We start from the raw sequence: 20,919 nt of genomic DNA, 5'->3' as shown, positions 1-20,919 counted from the left end.
CGTGGCCATGAAGACCACCTCGTACACCGTGGCGCTGGACCCCACTTCCCGGTGGGCCGAACTCGTCGCCTGGGGACCGGCCGGGATCGAGGACGGCCCGTCGGTGTTCACGAACGCGGGCTCGGTGCACTTCATCACCGAGGCCGACGCGGCCCCGGTCGAGTACGCACCGCTGGGCCTGCGCCCGTTCTCCGGCGCGGACGTCGCCGTGCGCGGCGGTTCGTGGTGGCGCTTCGACGGCGCCGCGTCGGATGCGGATCTGCGTCTGACCTTTGTGGACGAAGTGACCGGGTTGCGCGCGGTGCTGTGCTACCGGCCGGTGCCCGACACGGACGTGCTCACCCGCTGGGTCGAGTTCACCAACACCGGAACATCGACGCTGGAGTTCGACCGGCTCGGCTCGGCGGGTGTGTGCGTCCCGACGGTCGGCGGCGCTCAGCTGACGTACCTGACCGGCCAGTGGTCACAGGAGTTCACCCGGCAGACACTGGCTCTGCCCGCCGGCGGGTTCCGGATGGAGAGCCGGTTCGGCGTGCCGGGCCACGCGCACGTCCCGTGGCTGGCGGTGCAGGACGTCTCCGGCGGCCCTGCTTACGGCGTCTCGCTGGCCTGGCCGGGATCATGGGCGATCTCCGCCGATGTCGAGCCGTCCGGCTTGACGCGCATCCGAGCCGGACGGCTGCCGTCCCCAGGCCCGGTGTTCTTAGAACCCGGCGCCTCTCTGTCAACACCGCCGGTCGCCCTGGCGTCCAGTGTGGATGGACTGCCGGGGCTGGCATCGGTCTGGCACGACTACGACCGAGTGCTGGCCGGTTCCCGGTGGCGACGCCCGCGTCCAGTACTCTACAACTCCTGGGAGGCAACGGGTTTCGACGTCCGGAGCGAGCACCAGCTGGAACTGGCGAAGCACGCGGCCGACATCGGCGTCGAGCTGTTCGTGGTGGACGACGGCTGGTTCACCGGCCGCGACGACGACACCGGCGGCCTGGGTGACTGGACCCCGGCGGACGAGTCGTTCGGCGCGTTCGTCGACTCGGTGCGGGACCTGGGGCTGGAGTTCGGCCTGTGGGTGGAGCCGGAGGCGGTGAGCCCGAAGTCGCAGCTCTACGCCGCGCATCCGGACTGGGTGTACCGGATCGACGGGCGTCCCTTGACGTTGATCCGCAACCAGCTGCTGCTGGACCTGGGCCAACCCGCGGTGGTCTCCTTCATCAAGTCCACTCTGGACTCACTGCTGTCGACGTACCCGATCTCGTACCTGAAGTGGGACATGAACCGCCCACCAACAGAACGCGGCCGCCCTGGCTCCCCTTTCGCCGACTTGGACGCCGAGCACGTCGAGGGCTACCTCTCAGTTCTGGACCACCTACGTTCGGCGCACCCCCACGTAACGATCGAGGCCTGCGCAGGCGGCGGCGGCCGCACGGACCTGGCGACGGTAGCGCGCACGGACGTCGTCTGGCCGAGCGACAACACGGGCCCCCTGGACCGCCTGTCCATCCAGGACGGCTTCCTGCTGATGCACGCGCCGCACTTGATGAGTTCCTGGGTGACGGACGCACCGGGAGTCTTCGACCCACGCCCGCGTTCGTTGCGTTTCCGCTTCGTCACGGCAATGGCCGGAGTGCTCGGAATCGGCGCGGACCTGTCGAAGTGGTCTGACGCCCAGCACTCCGAAGCGGCTTCGCTGGTTTCTCTCTACAAGCAGATCCGCCCAGTGATCCACCACGGCACGGCCCAGGTAATCCACGGCCCAACCGCCCCCACGGCGGCCACTCAGTACACCTCGGAAGACGGCGACACGGTGGTCGTCCTGGCGTGGAACACGGGCACCTTGACCGGCGCGCCACTGGTCCCGGGCCGCTCGTCGCGAGTACGTCTCTCGGTGCGTCCGGATTCGTCCTATGTGGACGCTTCCGGCGCGCACTACTCGGGCACACACCTGAAGTACGCGGGCCTCCCGTTCGACTGGACCGCAGACCACGACGCCGACGTGGTCATCCTCCGCCGAAAGCCGTGAAGGCCTCCTTACCGGCCATAAGAGCCGGTAAGGAGGCCTTCACGGCTTCAGGGAAGCGAGACCGGCAGCACGAACGTCGGCGATCCCGTCGGGTAGCGGCGCAGCTCCGCGTCACCGGACGCCGTCAGCGTGAACGCCGTGATCGCGTCGTCGCTCTGGGCCGCGACGTAACACGTGCCGTCCACCAGGGCGAAGTGCCGTGGGTTCGCGCCGGACGGCTGGTCCGACACCGCAGCCGCGTCGTCGAGGGCGAACTCCGTGACGCAGTCCGGGCCGCGGTTCGAAACGTACATCCGTGAGCCCGCCAGCTCCAGGTGGGCCACCAGGTTCGGTGTCACCGACGACAGCGTCGACGGCGTCACGGCTACAACTGAGAAGGCGCCCGGGGACGTCTCGCGGACCGTCACCAGCGTTCCGGCCAGCTCGCCGACCACGTACGCCAGGTCCGTGCCTGGCCGCCGCACCAGCTGACGTGGGCCCGTGCCCGGCGGCAGAGAAGAGACGGCGAGTGGCGACAGGGAACCGTCAGAAGACAGCGTGTAGCTGCGGATCTCGTCCGTGCCCAGGTCGACCGCGCTCACCACCGTCGAATCGGCCGACGGGACCGCCATGTGGACGTGCGCCGCCTCCTGGCGGTCGGCAGAGGGGCCGCTGCCGGTGTGCCGGACCAAGGCCGTCCGGGAGACCAAGGCGCCCGAAGTGGACAGCGAGAACACCGCCAGGCTGCCGCCGGTGTAGTTGGCGCACAACAGGAACCGGCCGTCCGGGGTCACCGCCAGGTGGCACGGGTGGGCTCCGCCGGTAGAAGCAGTGCCCAGCACCGAAAGAGCCCCGGCAGGCGACAACGACAGTGCCGTCACAAAGCCGGTGGCGGTCTCGTTCGCCGCGTACAGCACCGGGAGCGACGGGTGCCGGACCAGCCACGACGGCGACTCCAACGGCAGCGAGGCGACCTCGGTCAAGCCGGACGACGACCGCGCGAACGTCGTGATCCCGGTGCCGTTTCCCGCCTCGCCGGTGTAGCAGCCGACGAAGACCAGCTCAGCCATGCGTGCTCCTCAACAACGTCTCGACCCGGACGGCGATCTCCTCGGTGGTCCCGCGGGTCAGCGCCGAGCCGACCCCGCAGGCCACCGCGCCCGCCGCCAGCCAGCGTGGCACGTCCTCCGGGCCGATGCCGCCGGTGGGTACCAGCGGCGCCTGCGGCAGCGCCGCCCGGACGTCCGAGATCCACGACGGCGCCAGCGCGGACGCCGGGAACACCTTCACCGCGTCCGCGCCTTCCTCCAGCGCCCGCACGATCTCCGTCACCGAGCCCGCGCCGGGGAACGCCGCGACGCCGTACCGGTGCGCGGTCCGGATCACCGCGGCGTCCACCGACGGCGACACCAGGAACCGCGCGCCGGCGCGGATGGCCAGGACCGCCGACGCCTCGTCGAGCACCGTGCCGGCGCCGATCGTCGCGTCCGGGTAGGCCGCGGACAGTCCCGAGATCGCGTCCAGCGCGCCGGGGTTCGTGAGCGGCAGCTCCACCGAGCGCAGCCCGGCTTCGATGACCGCGCGCGCCGCTTCCACCGCGGACTCCGCGTCGTGCGTCCGTACGATCCCGACGACGCCCTGACGCAGCGCATTCGCCGTGATCTCCCAGCGGTAGGTCATCGGTCCACCTCCGTGCTGATCAGTGCCAGTTGTCTCCGGTCCGGCAGGCCTTCGAGGTCGGTCCGCGTGCCGACGACCCGGGCCGCGCAGGCCGCGCCCGCGCGCAACGCCTCCTCCGGCGACGCGCCGCGCAGCCACGCCGACAGGTAGCCCGACGTCAGCGCGTCCCCCGCACCGACCGGGTCGACGACCCGCGTGACCAGGCTGTCCTGCTTCCACGAGCCCTCCGCCGTCACTGCCCGCGCGATCTTGTCCTGCTGCTTGACGACCACCGTGTGCGCCCGGCCCGCGAGCAGCGCGTCCCGTGTCTGCCCGAGCAGTTCGAGTTCCTCTTCACCGGCGAAGACCAGATCCGCCCTGGTCAGCAGCGGCCCGACGGTCTCGCGCCAGCGCTCCGGGCTGCCGAGCTTCAGCCGGACGTTCGGGTCGAAGGACACCCAGGCGCCCGAAGCGCGTGCGAGCGCGAAGAGCGCTTCGACGGCTTCACACGCTCCGGGTGACAGCATCGCCGTGATCCCGGAGACGTGCACGAGCCGAGCGCCATCGAGGCCCGCTTCGCGCACGTACGCAGCTGACAGGCGCGAAGCAGCGGAGCCGCTTCGGTGGTACTCGACCGTTTCGGTGTCCCGGAGCAAGAAGCCCGTGTAGCGCTCGGGATCAACCTCGACGCGCGAGACGTCGACGCCGTCCGCGCGCAGCGTCGCGAGGACGTGCGCGCCGGACGGGTCGTCGCCGACGCGGCTCAGCCAGCGGACGCCGTGGCCGAGCCGGGCCAGGCCGACCGCGACGTTCGTCTCGGCGCCGGCGACCGACGAGGTGAAGGTGTGCGCGCGCCGCAGCGCGACGCCGGGCTCGGCGAGCAGCAGCCGCATCGCCTCGCCGAGAGTGACGACTTCGGTGTTCATCAACGAGAGCATAGCGCGTGAAATCTTAATTTAGGATTTATTCTTGACGGAGCCTCAGACGCCCCGGCATGCTGCTCCAGGCTTAGCTCGACGCTGTAACAACCGGGGCTCCGCCCCGGGCCGGGGGCTCCGCCACCCGGAGCCCCCGCAAAGCACCTGTTCACTGGAGAAGGGTGTCCAGCAACATGCTCCTGAAGAGATCCCTAGCGGTCGTAGCAGCGGCAACCGCCGCGCTCACCGCCATCGCGATCCCGGCCCAGGCCACACCGGCCGTCGACCAAGGCGCTCCCGACTACTACGACAGCGGGGTCGCGAAGACCCCGTACATGGGCTGGAACACCTACTACGGCCTGGGCGCGCCCAGCGAGTCGTCGGTCGAGTCCGTCGCGGACTTCCTCGTCTCCAGCGGCCTGCGCGACGCCGGTTACCGCTACGTCTGGATCGACGGCGGCTGGACCGCCGCGGACCCGCGGGACAAGAGCGGCAACCTCCTCGCGGACCCGGCCAAGTTCCCGAGTGGACTGTCCACTTTGGTCAACTACCTGCACGCTCGCGGGCTCAAGGCCGGCATCTACACCGATGCGGGAGCGTCGGACGGCAAGAACTGCGCGGCCGGCTCCGGCGGCCACTACGAGCAGGACACCAAGCGGTTCGCGAGCTGGAAGTTCGACGCCGTCAAGGTCGACTTCCTCTGCGGCATCGCCCAGAACCTCAAGCCCGCCGACGCGTTCTCGCAGTTCAGCAGGGCCCTCGCCAAAGCAGGCCGGCCGATGGTGCTCAACGTCTGCAACCCGGTCACCGACGAGTGGGGCACCCCGCACGGGCCGGACCAGGTCGCCGGGATCGCCTACAGCTATGGCCCGCTCGTCGCCGACTCCTGGCGCACCAGCACGGACATCGCGTTCGGCACGCCGTACGAGGGAATCTGGACGGACGTCCTGCGCAACATGGACGCCAACGCCGCGCACCCCGAGGCCAACGGGCCGGGGCACTACAACGACCCCGACTACCTGATCCCGATGCGCAAGACCGAGCAGGGCACCTACGAGCTCAACGAGGAGGAGTCGACCACCCAGTTCGTCATGTGGGCGGAGATGGCCTCCCCGCTGATCCTCGGCTCCGACCCGCGCACGCTGCCCGCGTCGATGATCAGCACGCTGAAAAACCCGGAGATCGTGGGCGTCAACCAGGACCGCCTCGGCACCCAGGGCGTCCGCGTCGCGAACAACGGCAGCACCGACACCTACAGCAAGGTCCTCTCCCGCGACGGCGAGCGGGCTGTAGTTTTGTTCAACCGCGGTGAGACGCCGACGCAGATGACGCTCAGCTTCGCCGACGCCGGGCTCAAGGGCCGGGTGTCCGTTCGCGACCTGCGCGCCCGCGCCGACCGCGGCAGCGCGACCGGCTCGTACACGGTCACCGTGCCCGCGCACGGCACGGCGTTCCTGCGCCTGCACGGCACCGACCTCGTCCCGGGTGACGACCTCGGCGGCGACGCGTCCGCCAGCCCGGCGATCGTCCGCACCGGCGGCAAGACGGTGACGTTCTTCCGGGACCGGAACGGCTCCCTGCAGGTCAAGGGCCTCGACGGCCCGCGTCAGGTCGGCGGCGAGTTCCTCGGCCAGCCCGCCGCGGTGGCCGGTCCGAACGGCATCGACGTCTACGTCCGCGGCCTCGACAACGCCGCCTACCAGCGCACCTACGCGAAGGGCCGCTGGGGCGACTGGAAGCGGCTCGGCGGCACGCTCACCGATTCGCCGTCCGTCACCGGCGACGGCACGCTCTTCGCGCGTGGCGCCGACGGCCAGGTCTGGCTGCGGACCAGCGCCGGTCAGTGGTCCGGTCTCGGCGCGCCCGGCGGCAAGCCGATCTACGGCCGGCCCGGCGCGGCGACGTCCACGAACGGCACGGTCGTCGCGGTCCGCACCGCCGACGACAGCGTCTGGACGCGCACCAAGACCGGCGCCACGTGGTCGGACTGGACGGGCATCGGCGGCACGGTCAGCAGCAGCCCGACGCTCGTGGCGGTCGGCGTGAAGGTCGCGCTCACCGCGTCCGCGAGCGACTACTCGCTGTGGGCCAACGAGTGGTCCGGCACCTGGGCGGGCTGGTTCAAACGGCCGGAGTACCCGAGCGGGAGCATCGTGGGAACCCTCGGCGCGGCTTCCGACGGCGCGTCGCTGTGGCTCGCCGCCCGAGGGCCGGACGACCATGTCCATGTAGCCAAGTTCTAGGAACGGGAGAGGCGATGTCCACGCGCACCGCGGTGGTGACCGGAGCGGCGTCCGGGATCGGGGCGGCGACGGCCCGGAAACTGCTCGACGACGGCTACCGCGTGCTCGGCGTGGACATCGCCGAACTCCCCGACGGCGTCACGCCGATCCGGGGCGACGTCACCGAAGAGGCGACCTGGGCGGCCATCGGCGAGGTGGACGCCCTGGTCAGCAACGCCTACGTCCCCAGCACCGGGCCGCTGCACGAGATCGACCGCGCCGAGTGGCGGCGGCAGCTCGACGTCAACCTGACCGGCGCGTACCTCGCCGTGAAGGCCTGCTTGCCGTCGCTGCGGGCGCGGGGCGGGGCGATCGTGCTCGTCTCGTCGGTGCACGCGCACTTCGGCCTGCCGGGTCATCCCGCGTACGCCGCGAGCAAGGGCGCGCTGGTCGCGCTGGCCCGGCAGCTGGCCGTGGAGTACGCCCCGGCCGTGCGCGTCAACTCCGTGCTGCCGGGGCCGGTGCTCACCGAGGCCTGGAGCCGCATCTCGCCCGAGGACCGCGAGCGCAGTGCCCGCGCGACGCCGGCCGGGCGGCTCGGCGAGCCGGCCGAGGTGGCGGACGTGATCGCCTTCCTGCTCTCGGACGCCGCGTCGTTCGTCACCGGCGCCGAGCTGACCGTCGACGGCGGCTGGTCCGCCGCCAAGGATTCCGCATGATGGGGACGCAGATGGGGGACACGGGTGAAGATCACCGGGGTTGAAACGTTTCTGGTCGCGCCGCGCTGGCTGTTCCTCAAGGTCAGCACGGACGAGGGCATCAGCGGCTGGGGCGAGCCCGTGGTCGAGGGCCGCGCGGAGACCGTGCGCGCGGCCGTGCACGAGCTGTCCGAGCTGCTGATCGGCCAGGACCCGCTGCGCATCGAGGACCACTGGCAGGTGCTGCGCCGCGGCGGCTTCTACCGCGGCGGGCCGGTGCTTTCGAGCGCCTTGGCCGGGTTCGACCACGCGCTGTGGGACATCGCCGGGAAGGTCCGCGACGCGCCGGTCCACGAGCTGCTCGGCGGCCCGGTCCGCGACCGCGTCCGGGTCTACAGCTGGGTCGGCGGCGACCGGCCGTCCGGCATCCGCGAAGCGGTGACCGCGCAGGTCGAGGCGGGGTTCACGGCGGTGAAGATGAACGTCGCCGGCCCGTTGACGGCGATCGCGTCACCCCGCCAAGCCGACGCGGCGGTCGCCCGCGCGTGGGAAGCGCGCGAGGCGCTCGGCCCGGACCGCGACCTCGCGATCGACTTCCACGGCCGCGTCTCGCCCGCGATGGCCCGGCGGCTGGTCAAGATGCTGGAAGACGTCCAGCCGATGTTCGTCGAGGAGCCGATCCTGCCGGAGACGCAGGGCGACGCGCTGCGCTCGGTCGTCGAGGCGTCGACCGTGCCGATCGCGGTCGGCGAGCGGCTGTACTCGCGCTGGGAGTTCAAGCCGGTGCTCGACGCCGGGGTCGCGGTCGTGCAGCCGGACCCGTCGCACGCCGGCGGCATCTCCGAGCTGCGCCGGATCGGCGCGCTGGCCGAGATGTACGGCGCGTCGCTCGCGCCGCACTGCCCGCTCGGGCCGATCTCGCTGGCCGCGTCGCTGCAGGTCTCGTTCGCGACGCCGAACTTCTTGATCCAGGAACAGAGTCTCGGCATGCACTACCACGAGGGCACCGAGCACTCCTACCTCGTCGACCCGTCGATCTTCACCTTCCAGGACGGCTACGCGGCCCGCCCGCTCGGCCCGGGCCTCGGCATCGAGGTCGACGAAGCCGCCGTCCGCCGGGCCGACGAGATCGGGCACGCCTGGCGCTCGCCGGTGTGGCGCCACGACGACGGCGGCCTCGCCGAGTGGTGACCTGGCTCGAGCGCGGCGACCTGCGGCTCGGCCTGGTGCCGGAGCTGGGCGGCCGGCTGCTGTCGGTGCGCCACCGCGGCGTCGAGCTGCTCTGGCGTAACCCGGCGCTGCTCGGCGCCGACCTGCGCGGCGACTACGCGCCGAACTCCGGCCGGATGGGCGACTGGGTCAACTACGGCGGCGACAAGACGTGGCCCGCGCCCCAGGGCTGGGACGGCCCGGACCAGTGGGCCGGCCCGCCGGACCCGGTGCTGGACTCCGGGCCGTACGCCGTGGCCGCCGACGGCGACACGGTCACCATGACCAGCGGGCCGGACCCGCGCACCGGCCTGCGGTTCACCCGCGCGATAACCATCCTCGACGACGGCTACCGGCTGGACCTGCGCGCGGAGAACGTCAGCGACCGCGAAGTGCGCTGGGCCCTGTGGAACGTGACACAGTGCCCCGGCGGCGGCGCGGTCACCGCCGGGCTCCAGCGGCCGGACGTCGTCGCGCTGGTGGCGGGGACGGGCACGCCGGAGTACACAGTGGACGGTGACCGGCTGGTCGTGCCGCCGCAGGACGTCGTCGGCAAGCTGGGTGTGCCGGGCACGGCGGGCTGGGTGTCCTACGGCGCATTGACGCTGTCCTTCGACGTCGACCCGGCGGGCGAGTACCCGGACGAGGGCTCGCCGCTGGAGATCTGGCTGGAGCACCCGCTGCCGGAGCCGCTCGCGGAGCTGGGCGACCTGGACCCGCCCGCGCGGATCGTCGAGCTGGAGGTCCTCGGCCCGCTGACGACGCTGGCGCCGGGGGCCTCGACCGCCCTCACGATCCGCGCGACCCTCGCCTGACCTGCACAGGTATCGTGAAAGCCGTGACGGACAAGCCCCGCATTCCCAACGTGCTCGCCGCCCGCTACGCGTCGCCGGAGCTGGTTTCGCTCTGGTCTCCGGAGGAGAAGGTCGTCCTGGAGCGGCAGCTCTGGATCGCCGTGCTCAAAGCGCAGAAGGACCTCGGCGTCGACGTGCCCGACGGTGTCGTCGAGGACTACGAGCGCGTGCTGCGGCAGGTCGACCTCGGGTCGATCGCGGCCCGGGAGCGGGTCACCCGCCACGACGTCAAGGCGCGCATCGAGGAGTTCAGCGACCTGGCCGGGCAGGAGCACATCCACAAGGGGATGACCTCGCGCGACCTCACCGAGAACGTCGAGCAGCTGCAGCTGCTCCGCTCGCTGGAGCTGGTCCGCGCCCGCGTCGCCGCCGTGCTCGCCCGGCTGGCCGTGCTCGCCGTCGAGCACACCGACACCGTCATGGCCGGGCGCTCGCACAACGTCGCCGCGCAGGCCACCACCCTCGGCAAGCGGTTCGCCACGGCCGCCGACGAGCTGCTGGTCGCCTTCGAGCGGCTCGACAACCTCATCGGCCGCTACCCGCTGCGCGGCATCAAGGGCCCGGTCGGCACGGCGCAGGACATGCTCGACCTGCTCGGCGACGAGTCCACTTTGGACGAACTCGAAGACCGCGTGATGCAGCACCTCGGCTTCAACCGCCGGTTCGTCAGCGTCGGCCAGGTCTACCCGCGCTCGCTCGACTTCGACGTGCTGTCCACTGTGGTCCAGGTCGCCGCGGCGCCGTCCAGCCTGGCCAAGACGATCCGGCTGATGGCCGGCCACGAGCTGGTCACCGAGGGCTTCAAGCCCGGCCAGGTCGGCTCGTCCGCGATGCCGCACAAGATGAACACCCGCTCCTGCGAGCGCGTCAACGGCCTCGCCGTCGTGCTGCGCGGCTACCTGTCGATGATCGGCGAGCTGGCCGGCGACCAGTGGAACGAGGGTGACGTCTCCGACTCGGTCGTCCGCCGCGTCGCGCTGCCGGACGCCTTCTTCGCGCTCGACGGCCTGCTGGAGACGTTCCTCACGGTGCTGGCCGAGTTCGGCGCCTTCCCGGCCGTCATCGAGCGTGAGCTGGATCGCTACCTGCCGTTCCTCACCACGACGAAGGTGCTCATGGCGTCGGTCCGCGCGGGCGTCGGACGTGAGACGGCCCACGAAGCCATCAAGGAGCACTCCGTCGCCGTGGCGCTGGAGATGCGCGAAGGGCGCGCGGAGAACGACCTGCTCGACCGGTTCGCGGCCGACGAGCGCATCCCGCTCGACCGCGGTGAGCTGGACAAGCTGCTCGCCGACCGGATCTCGTTCACCGGGACGGCCGGGCGTCAGGTGACGCAGGTCGCCGAGCGCGTCGCGCAGGTGCTCGAGCAGTTCCCCGAAGCGGCGGGCTACGCGCCCCAGCCGATCCTGTGAGCTGACGCACGAGTCCACGGACTGGAACGAATCCACACGAACGGGCGAAATCCCTAATCTCGACCGCTGAACCCGGAGCGTCAGATCGTCTACCAGATGACCTGACGTGCTTTCCTCGCGCCACCGGCGCGCCAACCTCTGGAAGAAGCGATGAGATCCACGCTGTCGAAGATCGCCGCCGTCGTCACCGCGGGCGCGCTGACGCTGACCTTGGCCGCCTGCGGCGGTGCCGACTCCTCGGCCGCGAGCAAGACCCTGCGCGTCGGCACGCTGAGCGACGCCCCGCCGTCGATCTACCTGGAGAACGGCCGGTTCACCGGCTACGACAACGAGCTGCTGCGCGACATCGCGAAGCGTGAGGGCTTCGAGGTCGAGTTCGTCGGCACCGAGTTCTCCGGCCTGCTGGCCGGCGTCGCGACCGGCAAGTTCGACATCGGCAGCTCGACGATTTCGAGCACCGAGGCGCGCAAGAAGACGGTCTCCTTCTCCAACGGGTACAACACCGGCTTCACGACGATCGTGACCGAGAAGGGCGCGAACCTCAAGGACCCGGCGGCGTTCGCGGGCAAGCGGCTCGGCGTCGTCCAGGGTTCGGTGCAGGACGAGTTCGCGGGCAAGACCAACGGGGCCCAGGTCGTCCGCTTCCCCGACTACAACGCGGGTTTCGCGCAGCTGAAGAACGGCACGCTGGACGGCTGGGTCGTGCCGCAGGACATCGGCCAGAAGTACCTGGACCAGAACCCCGCGGTGCCGCTGGAGCTCGGCTACACCGTCGAGGACAAGGACACGCCGTCGGCGTTCGCCGTCGCCAAGACCGATCCCGACCTGCTGAAGAAGCTGAACGACGGGCTCGCGAAGGCCATCGCGGACGGCACGGTCGCGCGCATCTACGGCCAGTTCTACAAGACGACACCGCTGTCGAAGGAACTCCAGCAGGGCGGCCCCGGCCTGCCCGTGAAGAACCTGGGTGCGTGACATGAAGAAGCTGATCGTCACCGTACTGGCCGCGGCCCTCACGCTCACCGCGTGCGGCAGTGGCTCGGACAGCGCTTTCCCGACGCTGCACGTCGGCACCCTCAGCGACGCGCCGCCGAACATCTTCCTCAAGGACGGCAACTACACCGGCTTCGACAACGAGCTGCTCAAGGCCATCGCGGCCAAGCAGAACCTGAAGCTGGAGTTCGCCGCGACGGACTTCTCCGCGCTGCTCGGCCAGGTCGCGTCCGGCCGCTACGACATCGCCAGCTCGGCGATCGCGCAGACGGACGAGCGCAAGAAGACCGTCGACTTCTCGGCGGCCTACGACTTCGAGACCATGAGCATCCAGGCCAAGCAGGGCACGCCGGTCACCGACGAGAAGGCGTTGGCGGGCAAGCGGGTCGCCGTCATCCAGGCGACCGTCGGCGACCACTGGCTGGGCACCACGGTCCCGACCGCGCAGGCCGTGCGCTTCCCGGACTACGCCGCCGCGCTGACCGCGTTGAAGACCGGCGCCGTCGACGCGTACATCCTGGACCAGAGCATCGCCGAGAAGAACGTCACCGACAACCCCGACGCCAAGCTCGTCGTCGTGAAGAGCTTCGTCACGGACGTGCCGCACGGCTTCGCGGTGAAGAAGGGCAACACCGAACTGCTCGGCAAGATCGACGCCGGGCTCAAGCAGGTGATCTCCGACGGTACCTGGCTTAAGCTGCACCAGCAGTTCCTGCCGACCGCTCCGGTGCCGGCCGGGTTCCAGGGTTAGGAGACCCATGAAGAAGACACTGGTCACGGCGATCGCGGCGACGCTGCTGGCCGCGCTCACGGCGTGTGGCGGCGGCTCGGACAGCGGCGGCGGTGACAAGACCCTGCGCGTCGGCACGCTGAGCGACTCGAAGCCGAACGCCTACCAGGAGAACGGCACCTTCACCGGCTTCGACAACGAGCTGCTCAAGGCCATCGCGCAGAAAGAGGGCCTGAAGCTGGAGTTCGTCGCGACGGACTTCTCGGCGCTGCTCGGCCAGGTCGCGAACGGCACCTTCGACATCGGCAGCTCGGCGATCTCGCAGACCGACGCCCGCAAGAAGACCGTCGACTTCTCGGCGCCGTACAACTACCAGTCCCTCGGCATCGAAGCCAAGGAGACCGCCGGCATCACGGACGAGAACTCCTTGGCGAGCAAGCGGATCGGCGTCGTCCAGGGAACGGTGTCGGACACCTGGCTCGGCACGAACGCGCCGACCGCGCAGGCCGTCCGGTTCCCGAACGACGCCGCCGCGCTGGCCGCGCTCAAGACCGGCGCGGTCGACGGCGCGGTGTTCGACCAGGCCACCGCCGAGGACTACGCGAAGAACAACCCGGACGCGAAGCTCAAGGTGACCAAGGCGATCACCACGACCATCCCGCACGGGTTCGCCTTCAAGAAGGGCAACACCGACCTCATCACCAAGGTCAACGACGGCCTGAAGAAGGTCATCGCGGACGGCACCTGGGTGAAGGTGCACGACCAGTTCGAGGCCACCGCGCCGGTGCCGGCGGAGTTCAAGGCGGGGCAGTAGAACCGCGATGGATCAGTTCTTCGACACCTTCCTCGACTGGGAGTACATCTGGCAGGTCTTCCCGGACCTGCTGAAGACCGGTCTGCTCAACACACTGATCCTGGCGTTCACCTCCGCGGTGATCGGCACCGTGCTCGGCATGGTCGTCGCGGTGATGGGCCTGTCCACCAAGGCGTGGCTGCGCTGGCCGGCCCGGGTGTACACCGACATCTTCCGCGGCCTGCCGGCGATCCTGACCATCCTCGTGATCGGCCAGGGTCTCGGCACGCTCGCCCGGGACGTCGTCGGCACCAACCCGTACCCGCTGGGCATCCTGGCGCTGAGCCTGATCGCCGCCGCCTACATCGGCGAGATCTTCCGGGCCGGCATCCAGAGTGTCGAAAAAGGACAGCTGGAGGCCAGCCGCGCGCTCGGGATGAGCTACAGCAAGGCGATGCTGCTGATCGTCATCCCGCAGGGCGTCCGGCGCGTGCTGCCCGCCCTGGTGAACCAGTTCATCTCGCTGGTCAAGGACTCCAGCCTGGTGTACTTCCTCGGCCTGCTGTCCGAGCAGCGCGAGCTGTTCCGGATCGGGCAGGACCTGGCGGCCAACACCGGGAACCTGTCGCCGCTGGTCGCGGCCGGGTTCGTCTACCTGGTGATCACGGTGCCGCTGACGCACCTGGTGAACTACATCGACAAGAAGCTCCGGACCGGGCGCAAGGTCCGGGCCGACGAGCCGGACGAAGGCGACCCGGTGGAGATCGGTCCCGGCGGAAGGGTGAGCGCGTGGTGACGACGACAGCGGTGCGTTCGTCCAGTGTGGAACTGCGGGACATCCACGTCAGCTTCGGCACGCTGGAAGTCCTGCGCGGGGTCGACCTGAAGGTGCCGAGCGGCAAGACGACCTGCGTGATCGGGCCGTCCGGTTCCGGCAAGTCGACGCTCCTGCGGTGCGTGAACCGCCTGCAGGAGCCCGACTCCGGCGACCTGCTGCTCGACGGCGAGTCCGTGATCCGGTCCGACCCGGACGCCCTGCGTCAGCGTGTCGGCATGGTGTTCCAGCACTTCAACCTCTTCGGCCACCGGAGCGTGCTGGACAACATCGTGCTGCCGCTGCGCAGCGTGAAGAAGCTGAGCAAGGAGGAAGCGGCGGCGATCGCCCGCGCCCGGCTGGCGGACGTCGGCCTGGCCGACAAGGCGCCGTACCGGCCCAGCGCGTTGTCGGGCGGGCAGCAGCAGCGCGTCGCGATCGCCCGGGCGCTGGCGATGGACCCCGAGGTCATGCTGTTCGACGAGGCCACCAGCGCGCTCGACCCGGAGCTGGTCAAGGGTGTGCTGACGCTGATGGCGGGCCTGGCCGAACGCGGGCTGACGCTGATCGTGGTCACCCACGAGATGGGCTTCGCCCGCAGCGTCGCCGACGAGGTCGCGTTCATGGACGCGGGCAGGATCGTGGAGCAGGGCCCGCCGGCGCAGCTGTTCGATGACCCGCAAAGCCCGCGCCTGCAACGGTTCCTCTCGCAGGTGCTCTGACGCGGTCGTGAGTGGGAAACAGTGTTAGAACACTGTTTCCCACTCACGACTGTGGACTGCCGGGTCAGGTGGCCGTCGGCGACGAGGTGATCGTGCACTCCTGGGCCGGGCCCAGCCCGAGCACGGCCGCCGCCGAGCCGCCGTTGACGGCGACGGCGAGCCGGCCCGCCGAGTCCGCGAAGAGCACGCTCGCCCCGATGGGCACGTCCGCGAACGTCCGCCCGACCGCCGTGATCACCGCGACCCGCTCGCTGTGCACCGAAACCGCGCCGGTCAGCCCGCTCAGCTCGAGATCCGCCGGCGTCGCGGCCAGCTGGACGTTGCCGAAGTGGTCGACCGTCAGCACTTCCGACACCAGCTTGCCGGGGAACGCCGCCACGAACGGCTCGGGCAGCTCCACCAGCGTCTCGACGGCGTTGCCGAATGCAGACGGCAAGACGCCCAATGCAAGGTGCGCGGCCGCGGGCGCGAAGACGTCCCGTCCGTGGAACGTCGCCGACGTCACCGGCAGCCGCAGCGACGGCTCGGTCAGCTCGTACGCGGCCCGGACCCCGCCGAGGGCCCGCGCGGCGGGCAGCAGCAGGCCGTTGTCCGGCCCGACCAGCAGCCCGCCCTCGGCGACGACGACCACCCCACGCCGCGCCGTGCCGACGCCCGGGTCGACCACGGCGACGTGCACGGCCTCCGGCAGGTAGGGCGCCGTCTGCGCCAGCGCCATGGCCCCGTGGCGGACGTTCTGGGGCGGCACCTCGTGCGTCACGTCGATGACCCGCACGGCGGGCGCCAGCCGCGCGATCACGCCGTGGCAGGCCGCCACGAAGCCGTCGCGCAGCCCGTAGTCGGTGGTCATCGAGGCCCATGTCAGCGGCATGTGCAGCATCATCCTCGGTGGCGGAGCGTGCCCGTTAGGGTTCAGTGCGTGACACCCCTCCCCAGACACCCCAAGCTCGTCACCGGCAAGGTCCGCGACCTGTACGACGCGGGCGACGACCGGCTCCTGATCGTTGCTTCCGACCGAATTTCGGCTTTTGAACGTGTATTTGTCACCCCGGTTCCGGACAAGGGCCGGGTGCTCACGGCGATGAGCGTGTTCTGGTTCGGTGAGCTCGCCGACGTCCTGCCGAACCACCTCGTGGCCAGCGACGGGCCGGGGATCCCCGACGCCGTGCGTGGCCGGGCGATGCTGGTCGAGCGGCTCGAGATGCTGCCGGTGGAGGCCGTTGTCCGCGGCTACTTGACCGGCCGCGGCTACGCGGACTACCGCCGTGACGGCGCGGTGTGCGGCGTCGTGCCGCCGCCCGGGCTCGCCGAGGCGGCCCGGCTGCCCGAGCCGATCTTCACGCCGTCCACAAAGGCCCGTCCCGGCGAACCCGACGAGAACATCGACTTCGACACGTTCGTCTCGGTCCTCGGCCGCGCGCTCGCGGAGGAGGTCCGCGAGGCGTCGCTCGAGCTGTACCGCCGCGGTGCCGCGCGCGCCGCGGAGCAGGGCCTGCTGCTGGCCGACACGAAGTTCGAGTTCGGCATCGGCGCGCACGGCGGCCTGGTGCTGGCCGACGAGGTGCTGACGCCGGATTCGGCGCGCTACTGGCCCGCCGACGGCCACCGGCCCGGCCGGCCGTCGTTCGACAAGCAGCACGTGCGCGACTGGCTCGTCGACCCGGTGTCCGGTTGGGACTGCGCGTCCCCGTTGCCGCCGTTGCCGCCCGAAGTGGTGACGGCCACGCGGGACCGCTACATCGAGGCTTATCACCGCATCACCGGGCTGTGCCTGGCAGACTGGCCCCGTGATCCTGCTGATCTGCGGCAGCCTGCGAGCAGGCTCGGGCAATGCGGCGGTACTGGGGACCGTCGCGACCCTCACGGAGACCACGACGTTCACCGGACTCGGCGATCTCCCGCACTTCAACCCCGATGACGACCGCGACCCGCTGCACCCCGCCGTCGCTTCGCTGCGCGCGGCCATCGCGGCCGCGACGTCGGTGCTGATCTGCACCCCGGAGTACGCCGGCGGCCTGCCGGGGTCGTTCAAAAACCTGCTCGACTGGACGGTCGGCGGTGGTGAGATCTACGGCAAGCCGGTCGCCTGGATCAACGCCTCGTCCGTGGCGGCGCCGACTGGCGGCGGCGACGCACACGACTCGTTGCGCAAGGTGCTGACGTACGCGGGCGCCGAGATCGTCGAGGAAGCCTGCGCGCGGATCCCGGTCCCGCGCGCCGCGGTCGCCGATGGTGTGGTCGCCGACCCCGACCTGCGCGAGCGCATCGCCGTGGCGGTCCAGCGCCTGAGTGAAGGCGGCTGACCCTTCCGGCAACGGCCGCCCGCCCGTTCTGCGCAGTTCACGCCGACGTCAGACGCGTGCGTCCCAATGGTGGCGTGGACGCTCAGTTGCTGGTTTCGCTGTCGGGCATCACCCCGCGCACGCTGCACCGGTGCGCCGATCTCGCGGCCGAGCTCGACCGCCGCAAAGTGCCGCTGTCGGTGCTGTACGCCGCGCGCACCGGCGAAGGCCCGGTGACGGAGTGGGTGCGCACCCGCGCCCGCCGTGGTGATTCCGTGCTGCTGCACGGCTACGACCACGTCGTCACGCCCACGCACCGCACGGTGTACCTGGGCAAGAAGGCGGAGTTCGCGACGCTGCCCGCGCACGAGGCGCGGCTGCGGCTGATCGCCGCGAAGGCCGCGCTGGACGCCGCCGGGCTGGCCGTGGACGGCTTCGCGCCGCCGCGCTGGATCGCGTCCCAGGGCACGCTTCAGGCGCTGGGCGAGCACGGCTTCCGCCTGTGCGCGGACCTCGGCGCGGTGCGCGACCTCGTCACCGGCGAGGTGCGCCGCGCCCGCGTCCAGGAGTTCACCAGCCAGTCGCAGCGCACCGAGACTGTCCGCTGCTTCGCGCTGGTGCTGGCGGCCGCCCGCGCCGCGCGCCGGGGCGGCCTGGTCCGGCTCGGCGTCGACGCCATCGACCTCACCCGCCCCGGCCTCCGCCAGGCCCTCCTCGACGCCGTCGACGTCGCCCTGGAGAACCGCGCGTTCGGCGCGACCTACGGCTCACTGCGCGCCGTCGCCGCCTAGAGCTTTGCCGGCTCCGCGCGGTCGAGCACCTTCACTTCGGTGCCTTCGGGTGCGAGGTTGCCGAACAGGCCGTAGTGCATGCCCGGGTTGGCGAGCACGGCTTCGTGGATCGGCACGGCGATCCGCGGCGCCACCGCGCGCAGGTAGTCGACCGCCTCGCCGGCCTTGAGCCACGGCGCGCCGGTCGGCAGGCCGAGGACGTCGATGTGCTGCTCCGGCACGAAGAACGAGTCGCCGGGGTGGAAGAACGCGCCGTCGTCGAAGACGTAGCCGATGTTCGGGATCGTCGGGATGTCGCTGTGGATCACGGCGTGCTCGCCGCCGACGGCCTTGATCGACGTGTCCCCGATCGCGAACGCGTCCCCGACGTTCGCGATGTCGAACGGGACACCCAGCTTCCCGACGGCCTCGGCCGAGCCGGGGTCGACGATCAGCTTCGCGTCCGGGTTGGCTTCGAGCACCTTCGGCAGCCGCTCGACGTCGAGGTGGTCGAAGTGCTGGTGCGTGATCAGCACGGCGGCCAGCTCACGCTCGCGCTCGAAGTCCGTGGAGAACGTGCCGGGGTCGATCAGGATCCGCTCCGAGCCGGTCTCCAGCAGCACACAGGCATGTCCGAAATGGACGATACGCATCGATGATTCTCCTTCACGGGTCGTGATTCCACCCTAGTCAGAGTTTGCCGGTCAGCAACGCGTCGCCGAGGCCGGTGCGGCGGTACAGCACCCGGTGCCCGCTGCGCTCCGACGTCAGCAGCCCGGCCGCGCGCAACGCCGTCAGGTGCGCCGACACCGTCGCCGGGGCGAGGTCGAAGCGGCGCGCCAAGTCGGCCGTCGCGGCTGGGGCGTCCAGGCCGGTCAGCAGCAGCGCCCGGGTCCGGCCGAGCACCTCGGCCAGCGGTTCCGGCGGCGCCGTCGCCGACGTCCACAGCGACGCGACGCCGCGGGCGGGGTAGAGCAGTGACGTCTGCCACGGCGGCACCGTCACCACCCCGACGTTCGGCCACGCGAACACCGCCGGGATGAACAGCAGGCCGCGGGAGTCGATCTCGAGCCGTTCGCGGGAGCGGACGTCGACCAGCACCGACGTCCCGGTCAGCCGGACCTGAGGGTGGAGTCCGGCCAGCATCGCGGTGATGCCCCCGGAGCCGAGCAGCCGCGTCCGGTAGGCGATGTCGGCGGCCAGCAGCTCGCGCAGGCGCGGCCACCGCGGGGCGAGCAGCGCGTTCCAGACGGTCTCGAGCTGGCCGGCCAGCAGGTCCCGCGCGGCCGCCGGGTCGGCCGGGAGCAGCGAAAGGTCGGCGTCGACCATCGCCAGCTCCAGCGCGACCTGGTGCGGCGGCGTCTCGCGGACCACCCGCAGCTGGGCCTCGGCGGTGGTTTCCGGCCCCTCGGGCGGCGGGCTCAGGAACTCGGTGATGTAGTGCCGCGCGCTCAGGACCGCCGCCAGCTCGGGGACGTCGAGCGCGGGGGCGGCGGACACCCACGGCAGGTGCGCCGGGTGCCCGCGGAGCCCGAGCAGCGTCTGGACGGCGCCGAGGACCTCCTCCAGCGGCGAGATCGCGAAGCGGACGCGCTGGCTGCCGGCCGCGCTCAGGACCAGCTCGATCATGGCGACCCCGGATTCGCTCGTGCCCGAATCAGTATGGCGCAAACCGCCGCCGTAAGAGCGTGCTCCCATGTCGTTGTTCACCCATCGCGCCTACTGGCGCTGGTCGGCGGGCGTCCAGTTCGCCCGGCTCCCGGCGACCATGGCGCCGCTCGCGTTCACCCTGCTGACCACGGCCACCACTGGCTCCTACCGGCTCGGCGGGGTGCTGATGTCGGTCTACGTCGTCGCCGAGATGGCCGGCGCGGTGCCGGTCGGGCGGCTGCTGGACCGCGTCGGCGTGACGCGCGGCCTGCCCGCGCTGCTGCTCCTGACCGCCGCCGGCTTCGCCGTGCTCGCCTTCGCGGCGTCGGCGGCCGCGCCGACCGCCGTGCTGCTCGCGCTGGTCCTGCTGCCCGGCGCCACCGCGGGCGCGTTGTCCGGCGGGTTCCGGACGCTGCTCGCGGACACCGTCGACGACGCGCTGCTGCCGCGGGCCATCTCCGTCGACGCGATGCTGCTCGAAGGCGTGCTCATCGGCGGCCCGGCGCTGGTCGCGCTGCTCGACCTGGCCGGTCCGTTCGTGCCGCTCGCCGCGATGGCCGCCGCCTGCGTGGGCGCCGCCGTGCTCGTCCCGCGCCGCGCGGCCGAGCGCGAACGGGAAGAAACCGGGCCGGACGTGCCACCGGTCGGCGTCGGCACCTACCTGCCGTGGCTGTGCTGCGCGTTCACCGTCGGGCTGCTGCTGTCGACGATCGAGGTCGCGCCGCTGCCGCTCGTCCAGCGGCTCGGCGCGCCCGACACGGCCGCGCCGGTGGTGATCGCGGTGCTCAGCGGCGCGAGCATCGTGGGCAGCGCGCTCTACGCGTGGCGCGGCAAGACCGGCGACCCGCGGCTGTTCCTCGGCGGGTTCATCGTCGGCGGACTTGCCCTCGCGGGCGACTTCGGCTGGCCGGGCCTGATCGCTTCGGTGGCCGTGATCGGCGGGTGCACCGGGCCGCTGGTGGCCGCGACCTCCGTCAACCTGCAGCGGCTGCTGCCGAAGAACCGCAGGTCAGCGGGTTTCTCGCTGTCGTTCACGGTGCAGGCGTGCGGCTTCGGGCTCGGCTCACTGGCGGTGGGCGTGCTGCCGCTGTGGCTCGCGCCGGTGTTCGGTGTCTTTGCTGCGGCGATCGCCGGTGCAATGCTGGTGGCGAAGCCCGCGGGCGCTATTGGCACCACGTCAGTAACGTCGTAACCT

General features: G+C 71.2%; 21 protein-coding genes. 15 read left to right on the top strand and 6 right to left on the bottom strand.

All coding sequences use genetic code 11. The features are described 5' to 3' along the window. Nucleotides 1-7 precede the first annotated feature (7 nt). Nucleotides 8-2,020, top strand: a complete 2,013-nt coding sequence (locus OG439_RS36770; RefSeq protein WP_326945180.1) for an alpha-galactosidase — start codon at nt 8-10, stop codon at nt 2,018-2,020. Between the two features lie 47 nt (nt 2,021-2,067). Here the strand turns inward: OG439_RS36770 and OG439_RS36765 are convergent, their stop codons facing one another. Genes OG439_RS36765 through OG439_RS36755 form a run of 3 tightly spaced genes read right to left on the bottom strand, consistent with a single transcriptional unit; the run spans nt 2,068 to nt 4,584 of the window. Continuing rightward, nucleotides 2,068-3,069 (bottom strand): lactonase family protein, encoded by a 1,002-nt coding sequence (locus OG439_RS36765; RefSeq protein ID WP_326945179.1) that lies wholly within the window; start codon nt 3,067-3,069, stop codon nt 2,068-2,070. Next, nucleotides 3,062-3,679: a bifunctional 4-hydroxy-2-oxoglutarate aldolase/2-dehydro-3-deoxy-phosphogluconate aldolase gene (locus tag OG439_RS36760; RefSeq protein WP_326945178.1), complete on the bottom strand. Its 618-nt coding sequence runs from the start codon at nt 3,677-3,679 to the stop codon at nt 3,062-3,064. The genes OG439_RS36765 and OG439_RS36760 overlap by 8 nt, the downstream gene beginning before the upstream one ends. Next, a complete protein-coding gene (locus OG439_RS36755) occupies nt 3,676-4,584 on the bottom strand; it encodes a sugar kinase (protein ID WP_326945177.1) in 909 nt (302 codons plus the stop codon). Before OG439_RS36755 ends, OG439_RS36760 begins: the two co-directional genes overlap by 4 nt. A gap of 185 nt (nt 4,585-4,769) precedes the next feature. On the opposite strand from OG439_RS36755, the gene OG439_RS36750 reads away from it, so the two are divergent. From OG439_RS36750 to OG439_RS36705, 10 genes are all read left to right on the top strand, one after another. Further along, nucleotides 4,770-6,818 carry a hypothetical protein gene (locus tag OG439_RS36750; RefSeq protein WP_326945176.1) on the top strand — a complete coding sequence of 683 codons (2,049 nt, stop codon included), beginning with the start codon at nt 4,770-4,772 and terminating at the stop codon, nt 6,816-6,818. A 14-nt stretch (nt 6,819-6,832) separates the two neighbouring features. After that, nucleotides 6,833-7,516, top strand: coding sequence for an SDR family NAD(P)-dependent oxidoreductase (locus OG439_RS36745; protein ID WP_326945175.1), 684 nt, complete (start codon nt 6,833-6,835; stop codon nt 7,514-7,516). Between the two features lie 24 nt (nt 7,517-7,540). Then, the gene (gene dgoD / locus OG439_RS36740; RefSeq protein ID WP_326945174.1) at nt 7,541-8,686 is read left to right on the top strand and encodes a galactonate dehydratase; all 1,146 of its coding nucleotides are present in this window, start codon (nt 7,541-7,543) and stop codon (nt 8,684-8,686) included. Next, nucleotides 8,683-9,519, top strand: coding sequence for a DUF4380 domain-containing protein (locus OG439_RS36735; RefSeq protein WP_326945173.1), 837 nt, complete (start codon nt 8,683-8,685; stop codon nt 9,517-9,519). Before dgoD ends, OG439_RS36735 begins: the two co-directional genes overlap by 4 nt. A 23-nt stretch (nt 9,520-9,542) precedes the next feature. Next, nucleotides 9,543-10,970, top strand: coding sequence for an adenylosuccinate lyase (gene purB / locus OG439_RS36730; protein ID WP_326945172.1), 1,428 nt, complete (start codon nt 9,543-9,545; stop codon nt 10,968-10,970). A 150-nt stretch (nt 10,971-11,120) separates the two neighbouring features. After that, nucleotides 11,121-11,945, top strand: a complete 825-nt coding sequence (locus tag OG439_RS36725; RefSeq protein ID WP_326945171.1) for a substrate-binding periplasmic protein — start codon at nt 11,121-11,123, stop codon at nt 11,943-11,945. Between the two features lies 1 nt (nt 11,946). Next, nucleotides 11,947-12,714: an ABC transporter substrate-binding protein gene (locus OG439_RS36720; protein ID WP_326945170.1), complete on the top strand. Its 768-nt coding sequence runs from the start codon at nt 11,947-11,949 to the stop codon at nt 12,712-12,714. 7 nt (nt 12,715-12,721) lie between these two features. Further along, on the top strand, nt 12,722-13,507 hold the full coding sequence (locus OG439_RS36715; RefSeq protein WP_247059211.1) for an ABC transporter substrate-binding protein: 786 nt from the start codon (nt 12,722-12,724) through the stop codon (nt 13,505-13,507). Nucleotides 13,508-13,514: 7 nt separating this feature from the next. Next, nucleotides 13,515-14,282, top strand: coding sequence for an amino acid ABC transporter permease (locus OG439_RS36710; RefSeq protein WP_247059210.1), 768 nt, complete (start codon nt 13,515-13,517; stop codon nt 14,280-14,282). Beyond that, nucleotides 14,279-15,022 (top strand): amino acid ABC transporter ATP-binding protein, encoded by a 744-nt coding sequence (locus OG439_RS36705; RefSeq protein ID WP_326951709.1) that lies wholly within the window; start codon nt 14,279-14,281, stop codon nt 15,020-15,022. Before OG439_RS36710 ends, OG439_RS36705 begins: the two co-directional genes overlap by 4 nt. Nucleotides 15,023-15,086: 64 nt before the next feature. Here the strand turns inward: OG439_RS36705 and OG439_RS36700 are convergent, their stop codons facing one another. After that, nucleotides 15,087-15,893, bottom strand: a complete 807-nt coding sequence (locus OG439_RS36700; RefSeq protein WP_326945169.1) for an SAM hydrolase/SAM-dependent halogenase family protein — start codon at nt 15,891-15,893, stop codon at nt 15,087-15,089. 48 nt (nt 15,894-15,941) lie between these two features. Between OG439_RS36700 and OG439_RS36695 the strand changes: the two genes are divergently transcribed. From OG439_RS36695 to OG439_RS36685, 3 genes are all read left to right on the top strand, one after another. Beyond that, nucleotides 15,942-16,940 (top strand): phosphoribosylaminoimidazolesuccinocarboxamide synthase, encoded by a 999-nt coding sequence (locus tag OG439_RS36695; RefSeq protein WP_326945168.1) that lies wholly within the window; start codon nt 15,942-15,944, stop codon nt 16,938-16,940. Then, complete coding sequence (locus OG439_RS36690) at nt 16,834-17,325, top strand: NADPH-dependent FMN reductase (RefSeq protein WP_326951708.1); 492 nt, start codon at nt 16,834-16,836, stop codon at nt 17,323-17,325. Before OG439_RS36695 ends, OG439_RS36690 begins: the two co-directional genes overlap by 107 nt. Before the next feature lie 74 nt (nt 17,326-17,399). Then, nucleotides 17,400-18,095, top strand: a complete 696-nt coding sequence (locus OG439_RS36685) for a DUF2334 domain-containing protein (RefSeq protein ID WP_326945167.1) — start codon at nt 17,400-17,402, stop codon at nt 18,093-18,095. Here OG439_RS36685 and OG439_RS36680 read toward each other — a convergent pair. Continuing rightward, a complete protein-coding gene (locus OG439_RS36680; protein ID WP_326945166.1) occupies nt 18,092-18,727 on the bottom strand; it encodes an MBL fold metallo-hydrolase in 636 nt (211 codons plus the stop codon). The two genes, OG439_RS36685 and OG439_RS36680, sit on opposite strands and share 4 nt — an antisense overlap. Before the next feature lie 37 nt (nt 18,728-18,764). Then, the gene (locus tag OG439_RS36675) at nt 18,765-19,703 is read right to left on the bottom strand and encodes an ArsR/SmtB family transcription factor (RefSeq protein WP_326945165.1); all 939 of its coding nucleotides are present in this window, start codon (nt 19,701-19,703) and stop codon (nt 18,765-18,767) included. Between the two features lie 67 nt (nt 19,704-19,770). On the opposite strand from OG439_RS36675, the gene OG439_RS36670 reads away from it, so the two are divergent. Continuing rightward, on the top strand, nt 19,771-20,916 hold the full coding sequence (locus tag OG439_RS36670) for an MFS transporter (RefSeq protein WP_326945164.1): 1,146 nt from the start codon (nt 19,771-19,773) through the stop codon (nt 20,914-20,916). The last annotated feature ends 3 nt before the right edge of the window (nt 20,917-20,919 follow it).

This window comes from Amycolatopsis sp. NBC_01307 (genome assembly GCF_035975215.1).
In the GTDB taxonomy this organism is placed as follows: domain Bacteria; phylum Actinomycetota; class Actinomycetes; order Mycobacteriales; family Pseudonocardiaceae; genus Amycolatopsis.
Note: the sequence above shows the minus strand (reverse complement) of the source record. Positions and strands in the feature narration are given on the sequence as shown.